Here is a 23984-nt window from a genome sequence, read left to right as displayed (position 1 = left end):
GATGACCGGGCAGGGGCCGCCGTCGGCGTCCGGTGTGCGCTACTTCTGCTTGGCCGTCGCCCAGGCCTGCTGCACCGCCAGGTCGGACTTCACCTCGGCGAGCTGCGCCGCGACCGCGGACGGTGCGGTGCCGCCCCGTCCGCTGCGGGAGGCCAGGGCGCCCGGAACGTTGAGGACCGTGCGCACCTCCGGCGTCAGATGCGGGGAGATCTTGGCGAACTGGTCGTCGGTGAGCTGGTCCAGCTCGATGCCGTGCGCCTCGCACTCCTTGACGCACTCCCCCGCGACCTCGTGCGCCACCCGGAACGGCACGCCCTGCCTGACCAGCCACTCGGCGATGTCGGTGGCCAGCGAGAATCCGGCCGGGGCCAGCCCCTCCATCCGCTCGCGGTGGACGGTCAGCGTGGCCATCATGCCGGTGAACGCCGGGAGCAGCACCTCCAGTTGGTCGCAGGAGTCGAAGACCGGCTCCTTGTCCTCCTGGAGGTCGCGGTTGTAGGCGAGCGGCAGGGCCTTGAGCGTCGCCAGCAGCCCCGTCAGATTGCCGATCAGCCGCCCCGACTTGCCCCGCGCCAGTTCGGCGATGTCCGGGTTCTTCTTCTGCGGCATGATCGACGAGCCGGTGGAGAAGGCGTCGTGCAGGGTCACGAAGGAGAACTCCTTCGTGTTCCAGATGATGATCTCCTCCGCGATCCGCGACAGGTTGACCCCGATCATCGCGGTGATGAAGGCGAATTCGGCGACGAAGTCACGCGAGGCGGTGCCGTCGATCGAGTTGCCCGCCGAACCGTGCTCGAAGCCGAGCTCCTCGGCCACCGCCTCGGGGTCCAGGCCGAGCGACGAACCCGCGAGCGCGCCGGAGCCGTACGGGGACACCGCCGTCCGCGCGTCCCACTGCCGCAGCCGCTCGGCGTCCCGGGACAGCGACTGGACATGCGCCAGCACATGGTGCGCAAACAGCACCGGCTGGGCGTGCTGAAGATGCGTACGGCCCGGCATCGCGACGTCCGGATGCGCCTCGGCGAGGCCGATCAGGGCCTCCTGGAGACCGGCGATCAGGCCGCCGATGATCCGGGCGTGGTCGCGCAGATACATCCGGAACAGCGTGGCCACCTGGTCGTTACGGGACCGGCCGGCCCGCAGCTTGCCGCCGAGGTCCGGGCCGAGCCGCTCCAGCAACCCGCGCTCCAGGGCGGTGTGCACGTCCTCGTCGGCGATGGTTCCGGTGAACGAGCCGTCGGCGACATCGGATTCGAGCCGGTCGAGCCCGGCGATCATGCGCTCGAGCTCGTCCGCCGTCAGCAGCCCGGCCTTGTGCAGCACCCGGGCGTGTGCGCGGGAGCCGGCGATGTCGTACGGGGCCAGCCGCCAGTCGAAGTGGACCGACGCCGACAGCTGGGCCAGGGCCTCCGCTGGTCCGGCGGCGAAACGGCCGCCCCAGAGCCGGACGTCACCGCTGTTGCTGCTCACTGCTGCTCCTCGGAGGGGTCGTGATGTGCCACCGCCCCCTCACCGCGAGGGTGAGGAGGCGGCCGGTCGTACGTGGGTAACGAGCGGGGCTCAGGCCAGGTCGCGCTTGGCCGCGATCTTGCTGGACATACCGAAGAGCTCGATGAAGCCCTTGGAGAGCGACTGGTCGAAGGTGTCGCCGGTGTCGTACGTCGCCAGGTTGAAGTCGTACAGCGACTGGTCGGACTTCCGCCCGGTGACCACCGCCCGGCCGCCGTGCAGCGTCATCCGGATGTCGCCGGAGACGGCCTGGCTGGCCTCGTCGATGAAGCCGTCCAGGGCCCGCTTGAGCGGGGAGAACCACAGGCCGTCGTAGACCAGTTCGCCCCAGCGCTGCTCGACCTGCCGCTTGTAGCGGGCCAGTTCGCGCTCGACGGTGACGTTCTCCAGCTCCTGGTGCGCGGTGATCAGCGCGATGGCGCCGGGCGCCTCGTACACCTCGCGGGACTTGATGCCGACGAGCCGGTCCTCGACCATGTCGATCCGGCCGATGCCCTGGGCGCCGGCCCGCTCGTTCAGCTCCTGGATCGCCTGGAGGACGGTGACCTTCTTGCCGTCGATGGCGACCGGGACACCCTGCTCGAAGGTGATGACGACCTCGTCGGCCTCCCGCGGGGTGGCCGGGTTCTGGGTGTACTCGTAAACGTCCTCGATCGGGGCGTTCCAGATGTCCTCGAGGAAGCCGGTCTCCACGGCCCGCCCGAAGACATTCTGGTCGATCGAGTACGGCGACTTCTTGGTCGTCGCGATCGGGAGGTTGTTGGCCTCGCAGAAGGCGATGGCCTTGTCCCGGGTCATCGCGTAGTCACGGACCGGCGCGATGCACTTCAGATCGGGGGCGAGGGAGGAGATACCGGCCTCGAAACGGACCTGGTCGTTGCCCTTGCCGGTGCAGCCGTGGGCGACGGTGGTGGCGCCGTGCTTCTTGGCGGCGGCGACCAGGTGCTTGACGATCGTCGGCCGGGAGAGCGCGGAGACCAGCGGGTAGCGGTCCATGTACAGCGCATTGGCCTTGATCGCCGGGAGGCAGTACTCATCGGCGAACTCGTCCTTGGCGTCCGCGACCTCGGCCTCCACGGCGCCGCAGGCGAGGGCGCGCTTGCGGATGACGTCCAGGTCCTCGCCGCCCTGGCCGACGTCCACGGCAACGGCGATGACCTCGGCGCCCGTCTCCTCGGCGATCCAGCCGATACAGACGGAGGTGTCCAGGCCGCCCGAGTAGGCGAGTACGACGCGCTCGGTCACGGGTTTCTCCTTACGGTGCATACGCTGATGGGTATAAGTATGCACTCCACCGTATGTTTCGTCAACGCATCGATGAATGCGCAGGTCAGCGAGCTTCCAGTGGGGTGCCGCACGGGCGCCGGAGGGGATACCGCAGCGCGTCAGGAACCCTCGCGGAGGACCTCGAGCAGCACCTGGACATGGCTTTGCCCCACCTCCTTCGTCGCGGTGAGCAGGGTCAGCGGCCCATCCGCCGCCAGCTCCCGCAGCCGCGCCAGCGCCGGCTGCACCGCCTCCCCCGTCAGCTCCTCGCGATAGCGCTCGGCGAACCGCTCGTAGCGCTCCCCCTCGTGCCGGTACCAGCGCCGCAGCTCCGTCGAGGGCGCCACGTCCTTGCACCACTCGGTCAGCAGCGCATCGGCCTTCGACAGTCCGCGCGGCCACAGCCGGTCCACCAGCACCCGGGCGCCGTCGGCCGGCTCCGGAGGGTCGTACACGCGTCGCACGCGGACATCGGCATTACGGGAGATTCCGCCCATACCCCATCCAAACACGGGCGGGCGGGGCCCGCCCGGACGTCCGCCACCGCCCGGACGGGACCCCGCTTTGGAATCCGGGCCGGGGACAGGGTATTTTTCTTCTGCACGCCCCGGCCGGGAAACTTCCGGCCGGTACGAGCACCGGGACGTGGCGCAGCTTGGTAGCGCACTTGACTGGGGGTCAAGGGGTCGCAGGTTCAAATCCTGTCGTCCCGACCAGCTTTTGAGCAGGTCGGAGGCCGTTTCCGCAGCGATGCGGGGGCGGCCTTCCGTGTGTTCAGGGGGCGGACGCCATGGTTACGGTGCGTGGCGAGCAGGGAGCAGCGCGTCCAAGGCTGTCGGATACCGGTCGTTTCGGGGCCGCATACGGACCGGATCCGGACCGGTTGCGGAGGCGACGCATGGCGACGATCAAGGCAACGTAAACTCGTCCCGCATTTCCAGCCGCTGGTGGAATCCGTTGAGCAGCACTCTTGAAGGCGACCTGACATGAGCTCCGCAGCCATATCCGAGGCACCGATCTACGACCGACTGGTGGAGGAACGCGGAGACGTCCCCGCGGAAACCCGGCGGATCGCGGAAGAGACCCAGCGGGAGGTGGCCCGGGCGGTGGACTTCAGTGCCGTACGCGCCTCGGCTGCCCGCCGGGCTCCCCATGGCCTGGACGGGCCATGACGGCGGAATAGGCACGTTTGGCCTCGGCCTGCCGTGACGAGGATGGGCGCGACCTACCCCGCGTGCGTCACGCCGAGCGGAGAGGACGTGCCAGATGCCCGAGGGAAAAAGCCGTTCCGGCACAGGGCCCCGCGCGAAGCGGGTCGCGGTGCTGGGCGGGGGTGTGGCCGGTCTGTCGGCCGCGCTGGAACTGGCCGAACGCGGTTTTGCCGTGACGGTCTACGAGCGGCGGGCGCCGGGCGGCAAGGCCCGTAGCTTTCCCGCGCCGGGCAGCGGGCTGCCCGGCGAACACGGATTCCGTTTCTTTCCCGGCTTCTACAAGAACCTGACCGACACCATGCGGCGTATCCCTTTTCCCGGGAACCGCAACGGGACCTGGGACAACCTGATATCCGCGACCTCCTATCTGGGGTCGCGCGCCGACGGTCACCCGGACACCGAGATCTCCTTCCAGCCCTCGTCCGCCCTGCCGCCCTGGGCGGAATTCCTCACCCCGGACCTGGCGATAGCCGCCATAGCCCATGCCTCGACGGAACTGGCGCATGTGCCCCCGGACGAGGCACTCCACGGCGCGCGGAAATGCGTGGTCTACGGGACGAGTTGCCAGGAGCGGCGGCTCGGCCAGTGGGACAGGGTTTCCTGGAACGACTTCCTGAAGGCCGACACGATGTCCCCGGCGTTCCAGCGGTGGTTCGCCGACGGTCTGGTCCGCAATCTGGCCGCCATGCAGTCCAAGGATGCCAGCACCCATTCCATCGGCCTGATCTTCGAGGCCACGGTCTGCAGCCGGTTCGGCCGGGGCAACGAGCCGGGCGGAACCCTGGACCGGGTGCTGAACGGGCCCACCGGCGAGAAGCTGATCGACCCCTGGGTCGACCGTCTGACCGGCCTCGGCGTCGAGTTCGAGGTGGGCCGTACGGTCGAGTCGCTGCACATGGAAAAGGGGCGCATCGCCTCGGCGCTGGTGAGTGACGCCGCCGGAAGCCGCCGGAGCATCACCGCCGACTATTTCCTCTCGGCGCTGCCGGTCGAGCGCTTTTCGGCCCTGCTGTCTCCACAGGTGCTGGCCGCGGACCCGCATCTGGCGGGCTGCCGCCGGTTGCGTACCGAGTGGATGAACGGCCTCATGTTCTATCTCAAAGAGGAAGTCCCGCTCACCCACGGGCATGTGAACTACGTCGATTCCACCTGGGCGGTCACATCCATCAGCCAGGCCCAGTTCTGGCAGCGGCCCTTCACCGAATATCACGACCACACGGTCAAGGACTGTCTGTCGACCATCATTTCCGACTGGTCCGCCCCGGGCATGTTCACCAAGAAGGCGGCCCGGGAATGCACGCCCGAAGAGATCGCGCAGGAGACCTGGGCGCAGATCAAGGCCCACGTCAACAGCGGCGGCGCAACGGTACTGGGCGATGAGATGCTGCACTCGTGGTTCCTCGATCCGGCCGTCATCGGCCCGGGGACCCCCGCCGTCGCCAACGACACCCCGCTGTTCGTGCAGAGTCCCGGGTCGTGGGACGACCGGCCCGCCTCCCGGACCGGTATCGGCAATCTGTTCCTGGCCGGTGACTGGGTACGGACGAACATCAACGTCTCGACCATGGAAGGCGCCAACGCCGCCGCCCGCCAGGCCGTCAACGCCCTGCTGGACGCGGACGGATCCACCGCCGACCGGTGCACGCTGGGGGAACTCCATGTGCCGCCGGAGTTCGCGGCCCACAAAGAGGCCGACCGCGAGCGCTATCGCAAGGGGCTCCCCCATCTGCTCGACCCGGACGGCGCGCCGGCCTGAGCTCCCGAGCCCGGGTGCCCGCCGTCCGGCCGGACGTCAGGACAGTGTGCCGATCTCGCCGCGGACCTTGTTCACCACCGCGGCCGGGAGCGTCGCATAGCCCTGGAAGGTGAGGTTCTGCTGCCCCTTCTGGCTGGCCATGTACGTCAGGAACGCCTTGGTGGCGGGCCAGGTGGCGGACTTGTTGCCCTTGTCGCAGACGATCTCGTAGGTGACCACGTCGATGGGGTAGGCACCGGGGGCCTTCGCCGTGTAGTTCAGCTTGACGAGGACGTCGCTGCCGGTGTCGACGGTCTTGGCGCCGGCGATCGCCTGGGAGGCCGAGATCACGTTGGCGTCCACCGGGGTGGGCGCACCGGTGTCGACGGAGACCGTGCGGATCATGCGGGCGACCGCGTACGGCAGCTCGAAGTAGCCGATCGCGCCCTCGGTCTTCTGCACCTGGGTGGCGAGGTCGGCCGAGCCCTTGACGGCCTTGCCGCCCTTGGCCGTCCACTCCTTGCCGTGGTCGTACGGCCAGTCGTCCGGGGCGGCGGCGGCGAGGTAGGCGGTGAAGTTGTCCGTCGTGCCGGAGGAGTCGGAACGGTGGAACTGCCGGATCGGCGTCGAGGGCAGCTTGGCCCCCTTGTTGAGCTGGGTGATCGCCGGATCGTTCCACGTGGTGATCCGTCCGTCGAAGATCTTGGCGATGGTGGGGGCGTCCAGGACCAGCCGGTCGACCCCGGAGAGGTGGAAGCCGACGGCGATCGGTCCGCCGACCATCGGCAGGTGGACGGCGCGGCCGCCGCCGGTGCAGACCTTCTTGGACTGGTCGATCTGGTCGCCGGTGAGCGGGGTGTCCGAGCCCGCGAAGGCCGTCTTGCCCGCGAGGAAGTCGTCCTGCCCTTTGCCGGAGCCGTTGCCGTCGTAGTTGATCTTCGTGTCGGGGCAGGCCTTGGAGTAGTTCTTGATCCAGTCCTTCATGGCGTACTGCTGCGCCGTCGAGCCGGACGCCTGCAGGGTGGCCGCTTTGCCGCAGGCGATGCCGCCGGCGCCGGTGCTGGTCGCGGCGGCAGGGGACGGACTGCCCGAGGCGCCGGAGTCGCCGTTCGAACCGCAGGCCGTCAGGGCCAGGGCACCGGAGACGACCGCCGCCCCGACGGCCCCGGCGCGCAGCCCGCCCTTCCACGGAGGCTTCACTCTCCCGTACTCCTTTCTGCGGACCGGGCGCGGCCGGCGCAGCTGAGGGTGACGCCACACAAAGCGCGGCGCGGAGGATCCGGGCGGCGGCGTCTCACACAAGCGTGCACATTGCAGCCGCAACCGCATCTTTCATTACTTTACGCATTCATAGCACCACAATCTGTCATTGTGGGCGAATCGGGGTGCCCCGGACTGCGTCACGCGGCGATGCGAGCGGTGGACGCCATCGCAGCCCCCACCGTGGCAGCAACAAGCGACATCTGGACCAGACGATGCTTGTGCCACGAGATCCGTGACATGGCGATCACCTGCCGGCTCAGGACCGGCACCGGATCCCGGCCCCGCAGTGCTTCGGTGAGCTGCGCGGGAGCCCAGTACCGCAGATGACCGAAGTACACGAATCCATCCTGTGAGTCGGCCTTGGCGCGCCCACTGTCCAATCGGGGCATCACCACGGCGACGGACATCGCGATCGCCGCCATCAGCAGCCCCACACCGCCCCAGTACAACGCGGCCACCACCCACCGCCGAACGGCGAACGACGAGGGGGCGAGATCATCCGAGAACGCGGCGAGGGCGGTCACCACCGCCGATTCGAGGCTCAGCGCGAAGGACGCTTTGGTGTCCACCTTGGCGGTCCAGTCCATGAGGGCTGCATGGATCCGCCAGGCGGTGTCCGCCGCGTCGCTACGGGATTCCGGCTGTCCGTTCATCATCCGCTCCTTGCGGCCGAGGTGGCTCTCCGGCTCAGTTTCCCGGAAGTCCCGCAGCGGGTCTGCCACAACTGCCACACTCCAACTCCCGCTGGTTCTAGACTTGTTGACGGTGCAACAGGTCGCAGGAGGGTATGTGCCGCTTGATGCTGTCCGGATCCATGGCACGGATGTGCCGCCCAAGCCGTTACAGCCGTTCTCGTCGGACGAGGTGCGACTGATCCGCGACAGAGGGAGAACACGGATCTGGAAACAGGGCGTCGTCCTCTTCCTCGAAGGCGATCCACCCGACAGCGTGGTGCTGATCGAAGAGGGACTGGTCAAGATCACGGCAGACGCCGACAACGGCTACACCAGCCTCCTGGCGATCCGCGGACCGGGCGAACTCATCGGCGAGATGGCGTGCCTCGACGGCCGCGCCCGCTCCGCAACGGTCACCGCGATGCAAACAGTGCGGGGGACCGCCGTCACCTCCGACCGGTTCCTGGCGCTGCTGGAGGAACACGGCCCCCTGGCGTTGTCCGTCATCCGCAGCATTACCGCCCGGCTTCGGGACTCCGACGGGCTGCGCGCAGATCAGGGCGCGCTTCCCGCCGGTATGCGGGTCGCCCGTGTGCTGCTCGATCTCGCGCTGCGGCACGGCAGTGAGGCCCCGGGGCGGCCGGGGGGCCGTGCGCTGTCGGTGAACCAGCAAGAGCTGGCGGGGGCGGCGGGCACGTCCCGGGAGTCGGTGGTCCGGACGTTGCGCCGGCTGCAGGATCACGGCCTGGTGACCACCTCGCGAGGACGCACGCTCGTCCTCGATCTGCGAAGTCTTGCCCGCTGGGCCAGCAGCTGACGCGGAGGCAACGCATTCGGCGCTGTGCGTCATTTGGCGCTGTTCGGAGACGGCCTGCGGGCTTATCCATGACGGGAGGCGCCCGGGCCGTTCCGAGGGGGCGGTTCGGTCCGGGCACCGAATGGGGACAGGGCGGAGAAACGATGAGAGTCAAAGCACAGCACTACGCGATCCTCGTGGTGGACGCAGAGAAGTTCGGCAGCCGTCCGAACCCGGTGCAGGCATGGCTGCGGGAGCGGCTGTACGAGTTGCTGGAGGAGGCACTCGACGAGGCGGGCATCGATCACCGGGCCGAGCCGCGCCCTTCCGATCGTGGCGACGGGGTGTTCTGGCTGCTGCCGGGCTCCGTACCGAAGATCGACCTGACGGGACGCTTCGTCGAGCTGCTCCAGACAGGGCTGCGGGCACACGCCCGTACCAGCAACGCCGACGGGGCCCTGCGGCTGCGGGTCGCCCTGCACTTCGGGGAAGTCGCCTGGGACGGGCGCGGCTGGGTCGGAGAGGACCTCAACACGGCATGCCGGATGGTCGACCTGCGGCCTCTGCGGGACGCGTTGAGCGCAGGACAGCGGTCGGGCCTGGCCCTGGCGGTTTCCGACGAGTGGTACCGCGGAGTCGTCCGGCACGGGTATCCGGAGGCCGATTCCGGCGCGTACCGAGCGGTTCGGTTCGACGCCAAGGAGATCAGGGGGGCGCGGGCCTGGATCCGGGTTCCGGGATACGACACTCCCCCGGGCATCGAGGGGTGGAGGGCGGACGAGAGCGCGAGTGCGGCGGAGAGCGCTGACGGCCCGGCGGGCGCGCCCGGCGCGGGGCCGGTGAGCGACCGCCCCGGCAACAGTGGGGCCTTCGCCGGGGCGGACATCGACGCCCAACAGGTCTTCGGCAGGGACCAGATCGTGCACGGTTCGCTGAACTTCGGCAGCGAGCCCGAGCCGCGAAGCACCAGGGGGAACTGATGACCGCCCACTCCGACAATCCCGACGAGGACGGCGGTCGGCCGGAGCCGCCGCCGGGCGGCAGCGATCAGCCCGCGGGCGACGCGGCGGATGTCTTCGGTATGAAAGAGCTGCGGGACGCACTGTCGGGCCCCCCGGGTGACACCGATGAGCGGCTCGGCACGGAGCGCGAAGCGCTGGCAGGACTGAAGGTCCGGGCCCAACAGGTCTTCGGGGGCAGCCAATACGTCTTCACCATGGGCGCGGATTCCGTCCGCATGGCCGAGATGCCGTCCGAGGAAATCGACGAGACACAAGAGACGTACGTCCGGGCATCGGGCCATCCGGCGCTGGTGCAACAGACGGCGACCGCATCCCGGGTGATACTGCTGAGAGGCGCGGAGGGCTGCGGCAAGTACGCCACCGCTCGGGCGGTGCTCCTCGAATCCGGGTGCCGCCGGCTGTACCGGCTCGATCCGACGGCCGACCTGAAGCACTTCGACGCGCAGACAGTGCCGCCCGGTGCGGGCTTCGTGATGGAGAATCTCGCGCAGTCCGCCGCCGACTCGCTCACTCCCTTCGACCTTCGCAGCCTCGATGCGGCGCTCCGCAAGCGCGACGGACGGCTTGTGCTGACGATGTCGTCGAAGGTGCAGTTGCCCGACGCCGAGCTGGAGCGCACGGTCACCGAAGTGTCCGAGCGGGCGGATCCGTGCGACGTGGTCCGTGCTCACCTGCTGTGGCGGTCGGGTCCGGGGCAGGCCGCGCGAGCCCACCGGCTTCTCGGCCGCCCCGATGTCGCGTCCCTGATCGACGGTATGGCCGACACCCCGGAACTGGCCCGGGCCGCGGAGGCGGGCCGCTTGCTCGCGGAGCTCACCGGACCGGACGAGGACATCGCCCGGCAGGTCGCCGAACGGCTTGAACAACTGGACCTCTGCGGCCCCCGGTCCATCGTCCCGTGGCTGGAGGAGCTGCCGGATCTCGCCACACAATGCCTGGCGGTGAGCACCGCGGTCTTCGGCGGGGAGGCCTACGAGACGGTCGCCTCGCTCGCCGAGCGTCTGCGCGACCTCTTGCAGCCTCCCGAAACCGCGGAACACCCGGACCGGCCGCGCAACAAGCCCTTCGCCTCCAGCGGCAGTCAGCGGCTCAAGGCGATCCACGCGACCCTCATCGACTCCGAGGTGGCGACCCGCCACGGCGGAGCCCGCGGCCGGGTAGTGCGCTTCCGGGATCCTGATACAGCCCTGCGGGTGCTGGACGTGGTGTGGGCGGAGTACGACACCCTGCGGGAAGTTCTTCCGGTGTGGCTGCGGCAGTGCGCGGCGCACCAGCTGCCGACGGTGGGCGTCCGGGCCGCCGTCGCCGCCGGGGTGGTAGCACAGCGCACCTTCGAGACCATCAGGGCGCAGGTGTTGATGCCATGGGCCACCGGCCGTGAGCCCCGCCTGTGGCATGCCGCCGCCACCGCGCTGTACGTCGCCGCCGAGGACACGGCCCATACCGAGGCGGTGCGTAACCTCGTCACCGCCTGGAGCGGGGCCGGCACGGAGTCCCGGCTGCGAGCCGTCGCCGCACGGTCCTGGCGCATTCTCTTCGAGAAGGAGGGCGCCGAGCCGGCGTGGGCACTGCTGCACGCCCTGGCCGCGGCTGAGGAACTCGATGTGGTCGACGCCGTGTGCACCAGCGTGACCGAGTACCTGGCGCTGGAGGAGGGCCGGTACCAGCGCGAGGCGCTCGACCTCGTCGATCAGTGGGTCGTGTCGGGGAATTACGGGCCCGAACGACGCTTCGTGGGCCAGCTCTCCTTTCTGTACGCGGCGAACGACCTGCTGGGGCCGGGGCTCGGTGAAACAGGCGAGGGCTCCGATGCGCTGTGGCCCGAGCTGCTGCGGGCCTCGGCCCGCGACCCCGTCAGACAGCAGGAGATCGCCGTGCTGTGGGAGGCGGTGCTCAACTCCGCGGACGTCTTCGAATCGGCACAGGAAATCCTGGCCAAGTGGGCCCGGATGGTCGAGCCGGACAACCGGGGACGCCGGGCACTGGCCCGCCTGCTCGCCGCCTGTGTCTCCACCCCACGAACCGAACGGATCATCCGCCACCAGGCCGCGGTCTGGTCCCGGGCGGGCGCGGGGCGAGGAGCACCTCTCACCGCCCGAGAGGTACTGGCCTGCCTTGATATGAGGAGCAATTCACGGTGAACACCCACAACAACGTCAACGCCTTCCTGATCACGGGTCCACACCCCGTGAGCATGGGCAACCGCGGCCCGGCCGTCCTACCCCACCAGGCTCTGGTCTTCTCCGCCGAGGACGGGGAACCTGTGCACCTGCCCGGCAGGCCGTCGGCGTTCGCAGCCCGGAAGTTCCGCTACCGCTACGACGTGGACACCAGCGAGCACGCCGTCCAGTGGACCGAAGCGCTGCCCAGTGGTACCGGCGGTTTCAGTTTCCAGGCCGCCTTGGAGGCACGGTGGAAGGTGACCGATCCGCCGGCGGTGGTGAAGGGGAACGTCGGCACCGTCGGCTCAGGCCAGGGGATCGTGTGCGTGGGCGTACGCGATCTGCTGTGGCCGCACACCGGCAAGTTCCCCCTGGAGGAGTGCGGAGCGGCGGAGAGCTTTCTGCGGTCCACGTTCGGCGGCCGGGAGCATGCGCTGCCGACGGGGCTGACCGTACTCGGCCTCATCGTCAGGCTCTACCTCGACCAGGACGCCGCCGAACACCTACGGGAGCTGAAGAAGCAGAAGTGGGGCATCGAACTCGTCGCGGGTGAATCGCAGAAGAAGCGGGCCGAGCAGCAGAGCGAGGCGGAGCTGCTCGCCGAGCGGGAGCGCGCCATCCTGAGCGCCGCGCGCAGTGAGGGCGGCCTGATCACCTATCTGATCGCACAGGATCCCAGCCGCCTGCGCGAGATCATGGCGGACATCACGGCACGGCACGACATCACCGTCGAGCAGAAGTCGCGGATGGTCAGGGACCTCGCGGAGGCGAAGCTCATCCAGCCCGCCGAGGCGCAGGAGTTCTACTACTCGATCCATCAGACGGAACCGCTGTTCGCGGCCGGCTCCGGGGTCGCCCCGGGGAAGGGCACGCAACCGGCCGCGATCCCAGGGGCCGTCGTTCCGCCGCAGTCGGACGCACCGCCGCGGCCGCGGCCCGGGCGCGGAGCGGACCAGTCGGCGGTCCGGTCGCCAGGTCCCGACCACGGCCCCTCCCAGGCCGACGACTCGGCCCCTGGTGACGGCGCCACCGCATCGGCGCCCGGCCGGCAGCCGGCCGGTGATCCGTCCACTGCGAACGTCACCGGCGCGACCCCGGTGGGCAAGCGGCGCCACCCGAACGGACGAGGCCACGCGTGAGTGATCGGGCACAGCATTCACGCCGGGCGAGCGCGGCGCGCCGGTTGACCGCTACCGCGACGGCAAGCGCGGCTCTACTGCTCACGGGAGGAAGCATGGTGTCGGGCGGCAGGTTCCTGCCGGTGGCGGCCGCCGCCGTGGTGGGAGTGACGGGGCTCACCTGGCTGCGTCTCAACAGCCTGCTGGGCAGGAAGAGTCCGGCGGACGAGCCCGACGGCCGGGCCGATGGGGATCACGACTCCGTGGCGAACGCGGGGGCGACAACACCGGAGTCTGCTCCCTCGCGCCCAGGGCCGTCGGGGACATCCGCGACAGCCACGGAGCACTCCGACATCGGGCGTGCGCCGGTGGGCGGGGCCACTCCCCCGGGAGCCGTACGGCCCGTGCGGCACCTGGAACCTCGGGGCGGGACGACCACGGAGCCGGGCGATTCCTCACCCGGACCGGCTGTCACGACGGTGCCGCCCCCGGAGCCCGACGGCCGCTTTCCCGTGCTTCGCACACCTTCGCGGGCCGCCGACGCTCCCTGGCTGCTGCCGAGCGACACGGCCACGCACGGTGTCGTCGCGGACCAGGCACTCCTCGGCGAGCTGCACATCCGTGCCGCCTCGGTCGTCGGAGCCGGGCACCGGTCACAGGGAACCGCCCGGCAGGACGCCTACCGGCTCGCCCAGGACCAGCACGGCCGGTACCTGATCGTCGTGGTGGCCGACGGCATGTCCGACAGCAGACATGCCGACGTGGGAGCGCATGCCGCGGTCACCGCGATGGCCGCCGCGCTGCGGGAGGCCCTGGACACCGCGGCGCGACCCGCGCAGATCGACCCGCGCGAGGTCTTTCTGGCCGCGGCGGCCCGCATGTACCGCACGGCCGAGTCGAGGCACTGGGACCCCGACGCCATGCGGGCGGTCGCGGTGGCCGCCGTCGTGCCGGTCCAGCCGGACGTCTTCGGAGCTCGCGAGGTCTGGCTGGCCTCCATGGGCGACGCCGGTGCCTGGCGGTTGCACGGCGGGACCTGGCAGCGCCTTATCGGGGACCGCAAGAACGTCTCGGGACCGGGGCCGGTCGATGGGGCGGTGGAACATTTCCTGCCGTTCGAAGTGGAGCGGTTCGACTGCAGACGCGAGCTGCTTGCCGCGGGCGATGTCCTGGCGGTGCTGACAGACGGTGTCGCGGATGCCCTGGAGCAGATCCCCGAGGCCGGCGCGTGGTTCGCCGGACGCTGGCTTGAGCCGCCTCCGGTGGGCTCGTTCCTGCTGGACGTCGGTTTCCGACAGACACAGATGCAGGACGACCGGACAGCGGTTGCGGTCTGGTGCGGAAAGGGAGAACGAGCGCGGTGAACACTTGGACCGGCTGGACCTCGGGCACCGTCGTCACGCTGCCTGAGGTGCCCGAGGGGGCCACCCTGGCGGAAGCCAAGGGCGAATCCCAGAAGGTGTACGAAATCGCCGGACGCCCCGGCTGGCTCGCCAAGCTCTACCGGCAGCCGCTCACCGCCCCGGAGGAGGACCGGCTGGAGGCGCTGATCTCGCTGCCGAGCGGTATGCCAGGGGCGGACGTGGCGCTGCTCGACCGGCAGACAGCATGGCCGGTGGCCCGGATCGTCGGGGCCGGCCGGACGGTCGGCGTGGTGATGGCCAGGGCACCGGGCAAGTTCTTCGCGACGGTACAGAAAAAGTTCAGCCAAGACGCGTCCACCCCCGAGCCCCTCCCCCTGGACTGGCTGATAGCGGCGAACGAGAGCATCACCAAACGCGGCCTGCGCGCGCCCGATGCAGCCACCAGGACCCGGGCGGTGTGGGAACTGCTCCGTATCGGTGCGCTCTTCGAACGCCACGATGTCGTCTACGCCGACTGGTCGTACAGCAACGCGCTGTGGGACCAGGACACCGGCGAAGTCTTCGTCATCGACATGGACACCTGCGGTATTCACCACCGGGACTGGATCGAGTCACCCGGTGGGGAAGACCCGCTGTTCCAGGACGGCAGCCGCGCACTGACGACCTACAGCGACCGCTACAAGGTAGCGATGCTCACCGTCCGCTGTCTGACCGGCCACCGGGGAGCCGATCCGCACGCCGCGTACGGTCGGCTGGAACCCGGCGTGCAGCAGTCGGCCTTCGGCAAAGAGCTCGAGCGCGTGCTGGACGCCACCGACCCCACCGACCGCCCCGAGCTGGCCGACCTGCTCACCACGTTCGAGGTGTGCTACGCGCCCGGGCGACGGCAAGCAGCCGACGGGACGAACGTCAGCGGCGAGGTTCGCGTGCGGGGACGGGCCTCCCGGGGCCGAGGGGACGAGTTGCCCGACAGCGGTGGCGGCCACACCGCGAACCCGCCCCCGTCCACACCGGGGGCGGCCAACGTCACGGGGTGGGTTCCGCTGCGAGGCAGACCGAGGCCCTCGTCCGGGGCACCACCGGCCTCCGGGAGCCGGCCTCGGCCGACGTCCTCACCCGGCACCGCTCCCGCTCCCGCCCCGCAACCCACCGAGCCACGGGCGCCGAGGGCCACCCGCACCACTCCCCCGGCGGCCCGGCCGACGGTGTCCGCCACACGGCCTCGTTCCCCTTCTCGCGGCAGGCGCCTCGGCCGTGTGACCACCCAGTTGGCCGCGCTCCTCGGAGTGGCCTATCTCATCGCTCACTTCCTGCTCGGCTGGCTCTGAAGAAGGAGAAACCTTGACCGAGAACCCCAGCTCCGGAACCGCCTACAAGCGCAAGGCGCTTCCGGCGTACCTGGTCCTCGACACGTCGGGCTCCATGGAGCCGTACGAGGCGCTGTTGAACAAGACCCTGCTCAGCATCTACGACACGCTCTACGTCAGCCCTCAGGTATCCGAGTTCGTTCACCTGTCCGTGCTCTCGTTCAGCACGATGCCTCATGTGGTGACGCCCATGACGGACATCGAGGACCTGGAGAGCCTGCCGAGCGTTACGTGCAGCGGACTCACCAACTTCGGGCCCATGTTCCATCTGCTGCGCGGACGGATCGAGTCCGATCTCCTGATGCTGCGCGACGCCGGCTCGCAGGTGGTGCGGCCGGTCGTCTTCCTGCTGACCGATGGCATCCCCACCGACGAGCCGGACGACGCCTGGCTGGCCGACTATCAGGAGCTTCGGGACCCGGCATGGAAGCCGCGGCCGCAGTTCATCACCTACGGTTTCGGCCAGGCCAGTGAGGCGGTGCTGAAGCGCATCTCCACCGCGGCCGCCTACCTGGCGGAGGACGCCTCGGAGGAAGCCACGGCAGCGGCCCTCACCGGTGCTCTGACCAGCATGCTCAATTCTCTGGTGGCATCGGCCAAGTCGCGGCGGCTGGAGATTCCCCAGGCGGTCAAGGGGTATCGATCCGTACCTTTGGACGACGTCGAGTTCTGATCCGGCCAGCCCCGTGCGGCGGCGATCGGCAAGCAGATGCGCCGCCGCACGCTCAGAGCCCCTTCTGCGCCAGCCTCAGCAGATGATCCGCAAGCGCCTGCCCGCCCGCCGGATCGCGGCTGATGAGCATCAGGGTGTCGTCCCCGGCGATGGTGCCGAGGATGTCGTGCAGCTCCGCCTGGTCGATGGCCGAGGCCAGGAACTGGGCGGCGCCGGGCGGGGTGCGCAGCACGACGAGGTTGGCGGAGGCCTCGGCGGAGATGAGGAGTTCGCCGGAGAGGCGGCGCATCCGCTCCTCCTTGGCGGACTCGCCCAGCGGGGCCCTGGGCTTGCGGTCGCCGCCCTCGCTGGGGACCGCGTAGATCAGCTCGCCGCCGGTGTTGCGGATCTTGACCGCGCCCAGTTCGTCCAGATCGCGGGAGAGCGTCGCCTGGGTGACGGACAGGCCGTCGTCGGCGAGCAGCTTGGCGAGCTGGCTCTGGGAGCGGACCGGCTGCCGGTTGAGGATGTCCACGATCCGGCGGTGGCGGGCGGTGCGGGTCTGCGGTACGGCCGGGCCGCCGTTGTGCGACTCGGTCCCCTGCGGCTCGGTCATCGTTGTCGTCAGTCTCCGGATCGTTGTTCCCCGTCGGCCGCTTCGCGGGCCGTGTTGAGGACGGCGGGGAGCTTGTGGAGGAACGTGTCCGCCTGCTCGTCGGAGACGATCAGCGGCGGGGCGAGCCGGATCACGTCCGGCGCGACCGCGTTCACCAGGAGGCCCGCGTCCTGAGCCGCCTGCTGCACCCGCGGTGCGAGGGACTCGGTCAAGACGATACCCAGGAGGAGGCCCGCACCGCGGACCTGGCCGACCAATGGGTGCCCCAGCGCCTCGATTCCGTTCCGCAGCCGCTCGCCGACGCGCTTGACGTGATCGAGGATGCCGTCCTTCTCGATGGTGTCCAGGACCGCGAGGGCGCCGGCGCAGACGACGGGGTTGCCGCTGAAGGTGGAGCCGTGCGAGCCGGGGGTGAGGAGATCCGCGGCGGGCCCGAAGGCGAGGGTGGCGCCGATGGGCAGGCCGCCGCCGAGGCCCTTGGCGAGGGTGACGATGTCGGCCTCGACGCCCTGGGCCTGGGACTCCAGCCAGTGGCCGGTGCGGCCGATACCGGTCTGGATCTCGTCGAGGACGAGCAGGGTGCCGGTGGCGGCGGTGATCTCGCGGGCGGCCCGGAGGTAGCCGGGCGGCGGCACGACGACGCCGTTCTCGCCCTGGACGGGTTCGAGGATGACGAAGGCGGTGTCGGTGGTGACGGCGGCGCGGAGGGCCTCCACGTCCCCGTACGGGACGTAGTCGACGTCGCCGGGCAGGGGCGCGAACGGGGCCTGCTTGGCGGGCTGGCCGGTGAGCGCGAGGGCGCCCATGGTGCGGCCGTGGAAGCCGCCGGCCGTGGAGACCATATGCGTACGCCCCGTCAGCCGGCCGATCTTGAAGGCGGCTTCGTTGGCCTCGGCGCCGGAGTTGGAGAAGTAGACCCGGCCGGGGCGGCCGGCGAGTGCGAGCAGCCGCTCGGCCAGGGCCACGGTGGGCTCGGCGACGAAGAAGTTGGAGACATGGCCGAGGGTGGCGACCTGGTCGGAGACCGCGCGGACGACGGCGGGGTGGGCGTGGCCCAGGGCGTTGACCGCGATGCCGCCGAGGAAGTCGAGGTATTCCCTGCCGTCGGCGTCCCAGACCACCGCGCCCTCGCCGCGTACCAGCGGGATGCGCGGAGTGCCGAAGTTGTCCATCATCGCGCCCTGCCAGCGCCGGGTCAGCCCCGCGTTGTCCGCCGGGCCCCGGCTGTCTGCGGCCTCGCCGTTCATGTCGCCCCCTCGATGGTGTTCGTGTCCGGCACGACCATGGTGCCGATTCCTTCGTCGGTGAAGATCTCCAGCAGGATGGAGTGCTGGACCCGGCCGTCGATGACCCGGGCGGTGTGGACGCCGTTGCGTACGGCGTGCAGACAGCCCCGCATCTTGGGGACCATGCCGCTGGCCAGGTCGGGCAGCAGCTTCTCCAGCTGGGTGGCGGTGAGGCGGGAGATCACCTCGTCGCTGTTCGGCCAGTCCTCGTAGAGGCCCTCGACGTCGGTGAGGACCATCAGCGTCTCGGCACCGAGTGCCGCGGCCAGGGCGGCCGCTGCGGTGTCGGCGTTGACGTTGAAGACCCCCGAGGCCCCGGAGGCAGCATCCTCTGCGTCGCTGCTGCGGGCGATGGAGGAGATGACCGGGATCCGGCCGTCGTCCAGCAGCGCCTGGACCGCTCCGGGGTCGATGGCGGTGATCTCGCCGACCCGGCCGATGTCCACCCGCTCGCCGTCGATGTCGGCGTAGTGCTTGGTCGCGGTCATCAGATGGGCGTCCTCGCCGGTCATGCCCACGGCGAGCGGGCCGTGCTCGTTGAGCAGCCCGACGAGCTCGCGCTGCACCTGGCCGGCCAGCACCATCCGTACGACGTTCATCGCCTCGGGCGTGGTGACCCGCAGGCCGCCCTTGAACTCCGACTCCAGGCCGAGCCGGTCCAGCTGGGCGCTGATCTGCGGGCCGCCGCCGTGGACGACGACAGGGCGCAGCCCGGCGTGGCGCAGGAAGACGACGTCCTGGGCGAAGGCGCGCTTGAGCTCCTCGTCGACCATGGCGTTGCCGCCGAACTTGATGACGACGGTCTTGCCGTGATGCCGGGTCAGCCAGGGCAGCGCCTCGATGAGGGTCCGGGCCTTGGGGAGCGCGGTGTGCTTGCGAGTGGTCATGAGGAGTAGGCGCTGTTCTCGTGGACGTAGTCGGCGGTGAGGTCGTTGGTCCAGATGACCGCGGACTCGCCGCCCGCGGCCAGGTCGGCGGTGATCCGTACCTCCCGGTAGCGCATGTCCACCAGGTCGCGGTCCTCCCCCACCGAGCCGTTCTTGCAGACCCAGACGTCGTTGATGGCGACGTTGAGCTGGTCCGGCTCGAAGGCGGCGGAGGTGGTGCCGATCGCGGAGAGCACCCGGCCCCAGTTGGGGTCCTCGCCGTGGATGGCGCACTTGAGGAGGTTGTTCCGGGCGATGGAGCGGCCGACCTCGACGGCGTCGTCCTCGCTCGCGGCGTTGACCACCTCGATGCGGATGTCCTTGCTCGCGCCCTCGGCGTCGCCGATGAGCTGACGGGCGAGGTCGTCGCAGACCGTGCGGACGGCCTCGGCGAAGGCGGCCTGCCCGGGGACGACGCCCGACGCGCCGGAGGCGAGCAGCAGGACGGTGTCGTTGGTGGACATACAGCCGTCGGAGTCGACCCGGTCGAAGGTGGTGCGGGTCGCGGCCCGCAGCGCCGAGTCCAGGTCCCCGGACGGCAGATCGGCGTCGGTGGTGAGCACGACGAGCATGGTGGCCAGGCCGGGGGCGAGCATGCCGGCGCCCTTGGCCATTCCGCCGACCGTCCAGCCGTCGCCCTGGGCGACGGCGGTCTTGTGCACGCTGTCGGTGGTCTTGATGGCGATGGCGGCCTTCTCGCCGCCGTGCTCGGTCAGTTCGGCGGCGGCCCGCTCGACTCCGGGCAGCAGCTTGTCCATCGGGAGCCGGAGGCCGATCAGTCCCGTGGACGCGACCGCCACCTCACCGGCGCTGTGGCCGTCGAGCACCTCGGCGACCTTCTCCGCGGTCGCATGGGTGTCCTGGAAGCCCAGCGGGCCCGTACAGGCGTTGGCGCCACCGGAGTTGAGGATGACGGCGGAGACCCGGCCGCCCTTGAGGACCTGCTCGGACCAGACGACCGGCGCGGCCTTGACGCGGTTGGAGGTGAAGACGCCGGCGGCGGCCAGGCGCGGCCCGTTGTTCACCACGAGGGCGAGGTCCGGGTTGCCGTTCTCTTTGATTCCGGCGGCGATGCCCGCCGCCGTGAATCCCTTGGCTGCCGTCACACTCATGCTGTGGCCTCGCTCCGCTCGGCGCGAACGCATTCGCGTCGCACGCACCCCTCAATGGTTCCCTCGCTCCGCTCGCTCACGGCGCGACTCCGATCGTCGAAAGTCCGGTGGTCTCGTCGAGACCGAGGGCGATGTTCATGGACTGGACGGCGCCGCCCGCGGTGCCCTTGGCCAGGTTGTCGATGGCGCAGATCGCGATGATCCGGCCGGCCGCGGCGTCCAGCGTCACCTGGAGGTGGGCGGCGTTGGAGCCGTAAACGGCGGCGGTCGAGGGCCACTGGCCCTCCGGCAGCAGCCGGACGAACGGCTCGTCGGCCAGCGCCTTCTCGTACGCGGCGCGGACGGCGGCGGCGTCCACGCCCGGCCTGGCCTTCGCCGAGCAGGTGGCGAGGATGCCGCGGGGCATCGGCGCGAGGGTCGGGGTGAAGGAGACAGCGACCCGCTCGCCCGCCGCCGCGCTCAGGTTCTGGATCATCTCGGGGGTGTGCCGGTGGCCGCCCCCGACGCCGTACGGGCTCATCGAGCCCATCACCTCGGAGCCCAGCAGATGCGGCTTGGGCGCCTTGCCCGCGCCGGAGGTGCCGGACGCCGCGACGATGACGGCCTCGGGCTCGGCCAGCGCGGCCTGGTAGGCCGGGAACAGGGCGAGCGACACGGCGGTGGGGTAGCAGCCCGGGACCGCGATGCGCCGGGAGCCCTGCAGCGCGGTGCGGCATCCGGGCAGCTCGGGCAGGCCGTACGGCCAGGTGCCCGCGTGGGGCGAACCGTAGAAGGCCTCCCAGTCGGCGGCGTCCTTCAGCCGGAAGTCGGCGCCGCAGTCGACGACGAGCACATCCGGCCCGAGCTGTTCGGCGACCGCCGCGGACTGGCCGTGCGGCAGCGCGAGAAAGACGACGTCGTGCCCGGCCAGCACCTCGGCGGAGGTCGGCCGGACCTCCCGGTCGGCCAGCGGCAGCAGATGCGGCTGCAGGGAACCCAGGCGCTGGCCCGCGTTGGAGTGCCCGGTCACCGCGCCGATCTCGACCTCGGGGTGCGCCAGAAGCAGACGCAGGACCTCACCCCCCGCGTACCCGCTCGCTCCGGCCACTGCTGCTCGTACCGTCATGGACCCTCCTCCTCGATGGCATGACTATACGGATAGCGGCAGGTTTATGCAATGCCGTGGACCCTGATCCGCGACCGGGGAAGCGAAGCGGATACCCGAGGCCCTCCGGCGGGCGCATACTGACGGCAATGACAAAGCGCCCGGTTACCAAACGCCATCTGCCGACCAGCCCCTTCAAGGCCCCGGTCGCGCCCCCTCCGAAGCAGTTCGCCATGGGAGACCGGGTGACACACGACGTCTACGGCCTCGGCCGGGTCACCGGCATCGAGGAAGGGGTCGCGGTGCTCGTCGACTTCGGCTCGGTGCAGCACCGGATCATGAGCCCGTACGGCAAGCTGAGCGGCCTCTGAGGCCGCCCGGACCGCCGCGGTCACCCCGCCGCCGTGCCCCAAGAGGGCAGCCTGTCCGCTCGCCCGCGGCTCAGGCGTGCTGCGGAGCCTCGTCCTTGAGCGACGCCCGGATCTGCTCCCGCAGCTCGGGGCTGTCCGCGTGGCCGTGCACGGACACCGCGTGCTCGGTGGCGGCGCGGACCACTTCCTCCTCCTCGCCCGCGATGACGAGGGTGCAGTGCATCTCGCTCGGGTGATCCCGGCAGTCGACCATCTTCCGCATGACGCGCCTCCTCCCTTCCTTTTCCTCCGCCCCCTCCCTTCCAGTGTCGGCCTGGTATGTCGTGAATGTCAGCCAGGGGCCTCCGCCGTATACGGGGAATCCCGTATGGCGCGGGGGCCCGCGGCCCTGGTGGAGTGGGGGCGTACGAGGAGGTGAAGGCATGGCCACGTCCGCCGGCGTCACCCCTGGTGCTGCCATGGGCGAGGACCGGGTGACGGAGTTCCTGGAGCAGGTGATCACCGACGGCGGGGCCGCGGCGGCCGGTCTGTGCACCTCCCTCGGTGACCGGCTCGGCCTGTACACCGCGATGGCCGGTGCCGGGCCGCTCACCTCCGCGCAGCTCGCCGTCCGCACGGGGCTGGTCGAGCGGTACGTACGGGAATGGCTGGCCGCCCAGGTGGCCGGCGGATATGTGGCCTACGCACCCGGGGCCGACGCCTACGAGCTGCCCGACGAGCACGCCGAGGTGCTGGCGAACCCGGATTCGCCCCACTACGCGGCGGGCTTCTTCACCATGCTGCAGGCCCTCTACGCCACCGAGAACGCGCTCGTGGACGCCTTCCGCACGGGCGAGGGCGTGGGTCCGCGGGCACTGCGAAACCACGCGGGAGAGGAGGCGATGCGGACCATCGCCGCCGACGCCGGACTGCGCCACCGGAAGCCCGTGGCACAGAACCCGGTCCACCGCGTCCATGCCGTCGGCCGTTGACGCGGCCGACGCCCCCGGCCGGTCTTCCCCCGGCCGGCCGGGCGGCAATCCCTGCCGGGCGGCCACCCCTTGAGGGGCCCCTCGGCTTCTTGACGCGTCCCACCGCGCTGGCCACGCTGGAGACATGAGCGCGGCCGCGGAGGTCGGCCTGCGACGCATCTTCGCCGTCGTGGACCTCCTGATCGACGCCGTCGACGAGGAGACCCTCGTTCCGGCGCTGCTCCCCGTACTGCTCCGCGCCGTACCGGGCGACAGCATCGTGTGGACACCCCGCCCCGACCCGGCGCACCGCCCGCTCACCCACCCCGCGGACCTGCTCTCCGGGGATGCCTGGGACGCCTTCGCCCGCGACGCACCGGCCGACCCGCTGGTCGCCCACACCACCTTCGGCCCCGGCGACCCCATGCGCCGCTCGACCCTCCAGACCAACCGCGCATTCCACTCGCTGGCCGCCTACACCGACGTCTACCGGCCCGTCGGCGCCGAGCGGCAGCTCGCCATGTCCTTCCCCGGCGGCTACGTGGACGCCCTCCCCCGCAGCATCTGCCTGGCCATCAACCGCAGCGGCCCCGACTTCACCGACAACGACGTCTTCGCCGCCGCGCTGCTGCGCACCCGCCTCACCCGCGTCCTCAACCGCCTCGCCCCGCCGGCCCCCACGCCCGCCCCCGGCCAGGTCACCCGCCGCGAGTCCGCCGTCCTCGCGCTGCTCGCCCACGGCCTGACCAACCAGCAGATCGCCCGCCGCCTGGCGATCAGCCCCCGCACGGTCGACAAACACCTGGAGCACGCCTACGCCAAGCTCCGCGTCGGCGGCCGGGTGGAGGCCGCGAATGCGTGGCTGACCAGGGGGGATACGGCGCAGCTGGCGTCGTAGGAGCGCCCCGGCCTCGGCTCCCCGGTGGGGCGCCGCGCCCGGCGATGAGTTTCCGCTTCGGCCGGCGTCTACCCATCGGACACCGATTCGCGGCGCCCCGGCGCCTGGCGACAGGAGAGATCTCATGACCGACCGGACCACCGACACCGGACGGAAGGCCGACGAGGCACGGATCCGGGAGCTGCTGGCGGACCGTGCGGCGGCGACCGCGGAGCGGGACGCCCGGCGGTTTCTCGCGCCCTGCGCGCCGGAGATCGTGACCTTCGGCCTCGCTCCCCCGCTCCGGTCCACGGGCCCCGAGGCGCTCGGCCAGGAGGCCGTCGAGGCCTGGTACGCGACGTGGGAGGGCCCCGTCGAGGTGACGCCGACCCAGGTCGAGGTCGCGGTGGGCGACGGGGTCGCCTTTGCGCACAGCATCAACCGGATGCACGGCACGAAGAAGGACGGCACACGGGACGGCCTCGAGGTGGAGCTGTGGTTCCGGGCGACCGTCGGGCTGCGGAAGACCGGCGGTGTCTGGCGGATCACCCACGTCCATGAGTCGGTGCCGTTCCTGATGGACGGGACGGGGCTGGCCGCGCTCGGTCTGAAGCCGTAGGCGC

Annotated in this window: 24 protein-coding genes and 1 tRNA gene; 14 read left to right on the top strand and 11 right to left on the bottom strand. The window is 70.6% G+C overall.

All coding sequences use genetic code 11. The features are described 5' to 3' along the window. Positions 1-39 precede the first annotated feature (39 nt). The 3 genes from argH to ADL29_RS08505 all read right to left on the bottom strand — a co-directional run bounded on the left by argH (position 40) and on the right by ADL29_RS08505 (position 3239). On the bottom strand, positions 40-1470 hold the full coding sequence (gene argH / locus ADL29_RS08515) for an argininosuccinate lyase (RefSeq protein ID WP_053923100.1): 1431 nt from the start codon (positions 1468-1470) through the stop codon (positions 40-42). A gap of 90 nt (positions 1471-1560) precedes the next feature. Further along, on the bottom strand, positions 1561-2754 hold the full coding sequence (locus ADL29_RS08510; RefSeq protein ID WP_053923099.1) for an argininosuccinate synthase: 1194 nt from the start codon (positions 2752-2754) through the stop codon (positions 1561-1563). A gap of 140 nt (positions 2755-2894) precedes the next feature. Further along, positions 2895-3239 carry a DUF488 domain-containing protein gene (locus tag ADL29_RS08505; protein WP_157878432.1) on the bottom strand — a complete coding sequence of 115 codons (345 nt, stop codon included), beginning with the start codon at positions 3237-3239 and terminating at the stop codon, positions 2895-2897. Between the two features lie 175 nt (positions 3240-3414). Between ADL29_RS08505 and ADL29_RS08500 the strand changes: the two genes are divergently transcribed. From ADL29_RS08500 to ADL29_RS08490, 3 genes are all read left to right on the top strand, one after another. Next, positions 3415-3491, top strand: a tRNA-Pro gene (locus ADL29_RS08500). 270 nt (positions 3492-3761) lie between these two features. Next, positions 3762-3947, top strand: coding sequence for a hypothetical protein (locus ADL29_RS08495; protein ID WP_046928951.1), 186 nt, complete (start codon positions 3762-3764; stop codon positions 3945-3947). 94 nt (positions 3948-4041) lie between these two features. Then, positions 4042-5742 carry a hydroxysqualene dehydroxylase gene (locus tag ADL29_RS08490; protein WP_053923097.1) on the top strand — a complete coding sequence of 567 codons (1701 nt, stop codon included), beginning with the start codon at positions 4042-4044 and terminating at the stop codon, positions 5740-5742. A 36-nt stretch (positions 5743-5778) separates the two neighbouring features. On the opposite strand, the gene pstS is transcribed toward ADL29_RS08490, so the two are convergent. Further along, on the bottom strand, positions 5779-6921 hold the full coding sequence (gene pstS, locus ADL29_RS08485) for a phosphate ABC transporter substrate-binding protein PstS (protein ID WP_053923096.1): 1143 nt from the start codon (positions 6919-6921) through the stop codon (positions 5779-5781). Between the two features lie 200 nt (positions 6922-7121). Continuing rightward, complete coding sequence (locus tag ADL29_RS08480) at positions 7122-7715, bottom strand: Pycsar system effector family protein (RefSeq protein ID WP_245689243.1); 594 nt, start codon at positions 7713-7715, stop codon at positions 7122-7124. A gap of 58 nt (positions 7716-7773) precedes the next feature. On the opposite strand from ADL29_RS08480, the gene ADL29_RS08475 reads away from it, so the two are divergent. From ADL29_RS08475 to ADL29_RS08445, 7 genes are all read left to right on the top strand, one after another. Further along, the gene (locus tag ADL29_RS08475) at positions 7774-8475 is read left to right on the top strand and encodes a Crp/Fnr family transcriptional regulator (protein ID WP_245689241.1); all 702 of its coding nucleotides are present in this window, start codon (positions 7774-7776) and stop codon (positions 8473-8475) included. A 143-nt stretch (positions 8476-8618) separates the two neighbouring features. Further along, positions 8619-9434: a hypothetical protein gene (locus tag ADL29_RS08470; protein ID WP_053923094.1), complete on the top strand. Its 816-nt coding sequence runs from the start codon at positions 8619-8621 to the stop codon at positions 9432-9434. Further along, complete coding sequence (locus ADL29_RS08465) at positions 9434-11617, top strand: hypothetical protein (protein WP_053923093.1); 2184 nt, start codon at positions 9434-9436, stop codon at positions 11615-11617. Before ADL29_RS08470 ends, ADL29_RS08465 begins: the two co-directional genes overlap by 1 nt. Further along, complete coding sequence (locus ADL29_RS08460; RefSeq protein ID WP_053923092.1) at positions 11614-12777, top strand: hypothetical protein; 1164 nt, start codon at positions 11614-11616, stop codon at positions 12775-12777. The genes ADL29_RS08465 and ADL29_RS08460 overlap by 4 nt, the downstream gene beginning before the upstream one ends. A 491-nt stretch (positions 12778-13268) precedes the next feature. Continuing rightward, positions 13269-14120, top strand: a complete 852-nt coding sequence (locus ADL29_RS08455; RefSeq protein ID WP_157878430.1) for a protein phosphatase 2C domain-containing protein — start codon at positions 13269-13271, stop codon at positions 14118-14120. Further along, complete coding sequence (locus ADL29_RS08450; RefSeq protein ID WP_053923090.1) at positions 14117-15448, top strand: YML083C domain-containing protein; 1332 nt, start codon at positions 14117-14119, stop codon at positions 15446-15448. The genes ADL29_RS08455 and ADL29_RS08450 overlap by 4 nt, the downstream gene beginning before the upstream one ends. Positions 15449-15461: 13 nt before the next feature. Beyond that, entirely contained in the window at positions 15462-16160 is a 699-nt protein-coding gene (locus ADL29_RS08445) for a vWA domain-containing protein (RefSeq protein WP_053923089.1), read from the top strand. Between the two features lie 52 nt (positions 16161-16212). Here the strand turns inward: ADL29_RS08445 and ADL29_RS08440 are convergent, their stop codons facing one another. The 5 genes from ADL29_RS08440 to argC all read right to left on the bottom strand — a co-directional run bounded on the left by ADL29_RS08440 (position 16213) and on the right by argC (position 21184). Next, positions 16213-16755, bottom strand: a complete 543-nt coding sequence (locus ADL29_RS08440) for an arginine repressor (protein WP_053923088.1) — start codon at positions 16753-16755, stop codon at positions 16213-16215. Positions 16756-16763: 8 nt separating this feature from the next. After that, positions 16764-18002 carry an acetylornithine transaminase gene (locus ADL29_RS08435; protein ID WP_053923087.1) on the bottom strand — a complete coding sequence of 413 codons (1239 nt, stop codon included), beginning with the start codon at positions 18000-18002 and terminating at the stop codon, positions 16764-16766. Further along, positions 17999-18928 (bottom strand): acetylglutamate kinase, encoded by a 930-nt coding sequence (gene argB / locus ADL29_RS08430; RefSeq protein ID WP_053923086.1) that lies wholly within the window; start codon positions 18926-18928, stop codon positions 17999-18001. Before argB ends, ADL29_RS08435 begins: the two co-directional genes overlap by 4 nt. After that, positions 18925-20079: a bifunctional glutamate N-acetyltransferase/amino-acid acetyltransferase ArgJ gene (argJ, locus tag ADL29_RS08425; RefSeq protein WP_053923085.1), complete on the bottom strand. Its 1155-nt coding sequence runs from the start codon at positions 20077-20079 to the stop codon at positions 18925-18927. Before argJ ends, argB begins: the two co-directional genes overlap by 4 nt. Before the next feature lie 76 nt (positions 20080-20155). Further along, positions 20156-21184, bottom strand: a complete 1029-nt coding sequence (gene argC / locus ADL29_RS08420) for an N-acetyl-gamma-glutamyl-phosphate reductase (protein ID WP_053923084.1) — start codon at positions 21182-21184, stop codon at positions 20156-20158. 128 nt (positions 21185-21312) lie between these two features. Between argC and ADL29_RS08415 the strand changes: the two genes are divergently transcribed. Continuing rightward, complete coding sequence (locus ADL29_RS08415) at positions 21313-21534, top strand: hypothetical protein (protein WP_053923083.1); 222 nt, start codon at positions 21313-21315, stop codon at positions 21532-21534. A gap of 70 nt (positions 21535-21604) precedes the next feature. On the opposite strand, the gene ADL29_RS08410 is transcribed toward ADL29_RS08415, so the two are convergent. Next, positions 21605-21796: a DUF1059 domain-containing protein gene (locus ADL29_RS08410; RefSeq protein WP_053923082.1), complete on the bottom strand. Its 192-nt coding sequence runs from the start codon at positions 21794-21796 to the stop codon at positions 21605-21607. Between the two features lie 160 nt (positions 21797-21956). Here ADL29_RS08410 and ADL29_RS08405 point away from each other — a divergent pair, with 160 nt between their 5' ends. The 3 genes from ADL29_RS08405 to ADL29_RS08395 all read left to right on the top strand — a co-directional run bounded on the left by ADL29_RS08405 (position 21957) and on the right by ADL29_RS08395 (position 23980). Beyond that, positions 21957-22505, top strand: coding sequence for a hypothetical protein (locus ADL29_RS08405; RefSeq protein WP_245689239.1), 549 nt, complete (start codon positions 21957-21959; stop codon positions 22503-22505). Positions 22506-22629: 124 nt separating this feature from the next. Beyond that, positions 22630-23382 (top strand): helix-turn-helix transcriptional regulator, encoded by a 753-nt coding sequence (locus tag ADL29_RS08400; protein ID WP_053923081.1) that lies wholly within the window; start codon positions 22630-22632, stop codon positions 23380-23382. Between the two features lie 124 nt (positions 23383-23506). After that, positions 23507-23980 (top strand): YybH family protein, encoded by a 474-nt coding sequence (locus ADL29_RS08395; RefSeq protein ID WP_053923080.1) that lies wholly within the window; start codon positions 23507-23509, stop codon positions 23978-23980. Positions 23981-23984 lie beyond the last annotated feature (4 nt).

Origin of the sequence: Streptomyces chattanoogensis (genome assembly GCF_001294335.1) — a bacterium.
In the GTDB taxonomy this organism is placed as follows: Bacteria; Actinomycetota; Actinomycetes; order Streptomycetales; family Streptomycetaceae; genus Streptomyces; species Streptomyces chattanoogensis.
The sequence above is the reverse complement of the archived record's forward strand: the minus strand, read 5'-3'. Positions and strand labels throughout refer to the sequence as shown.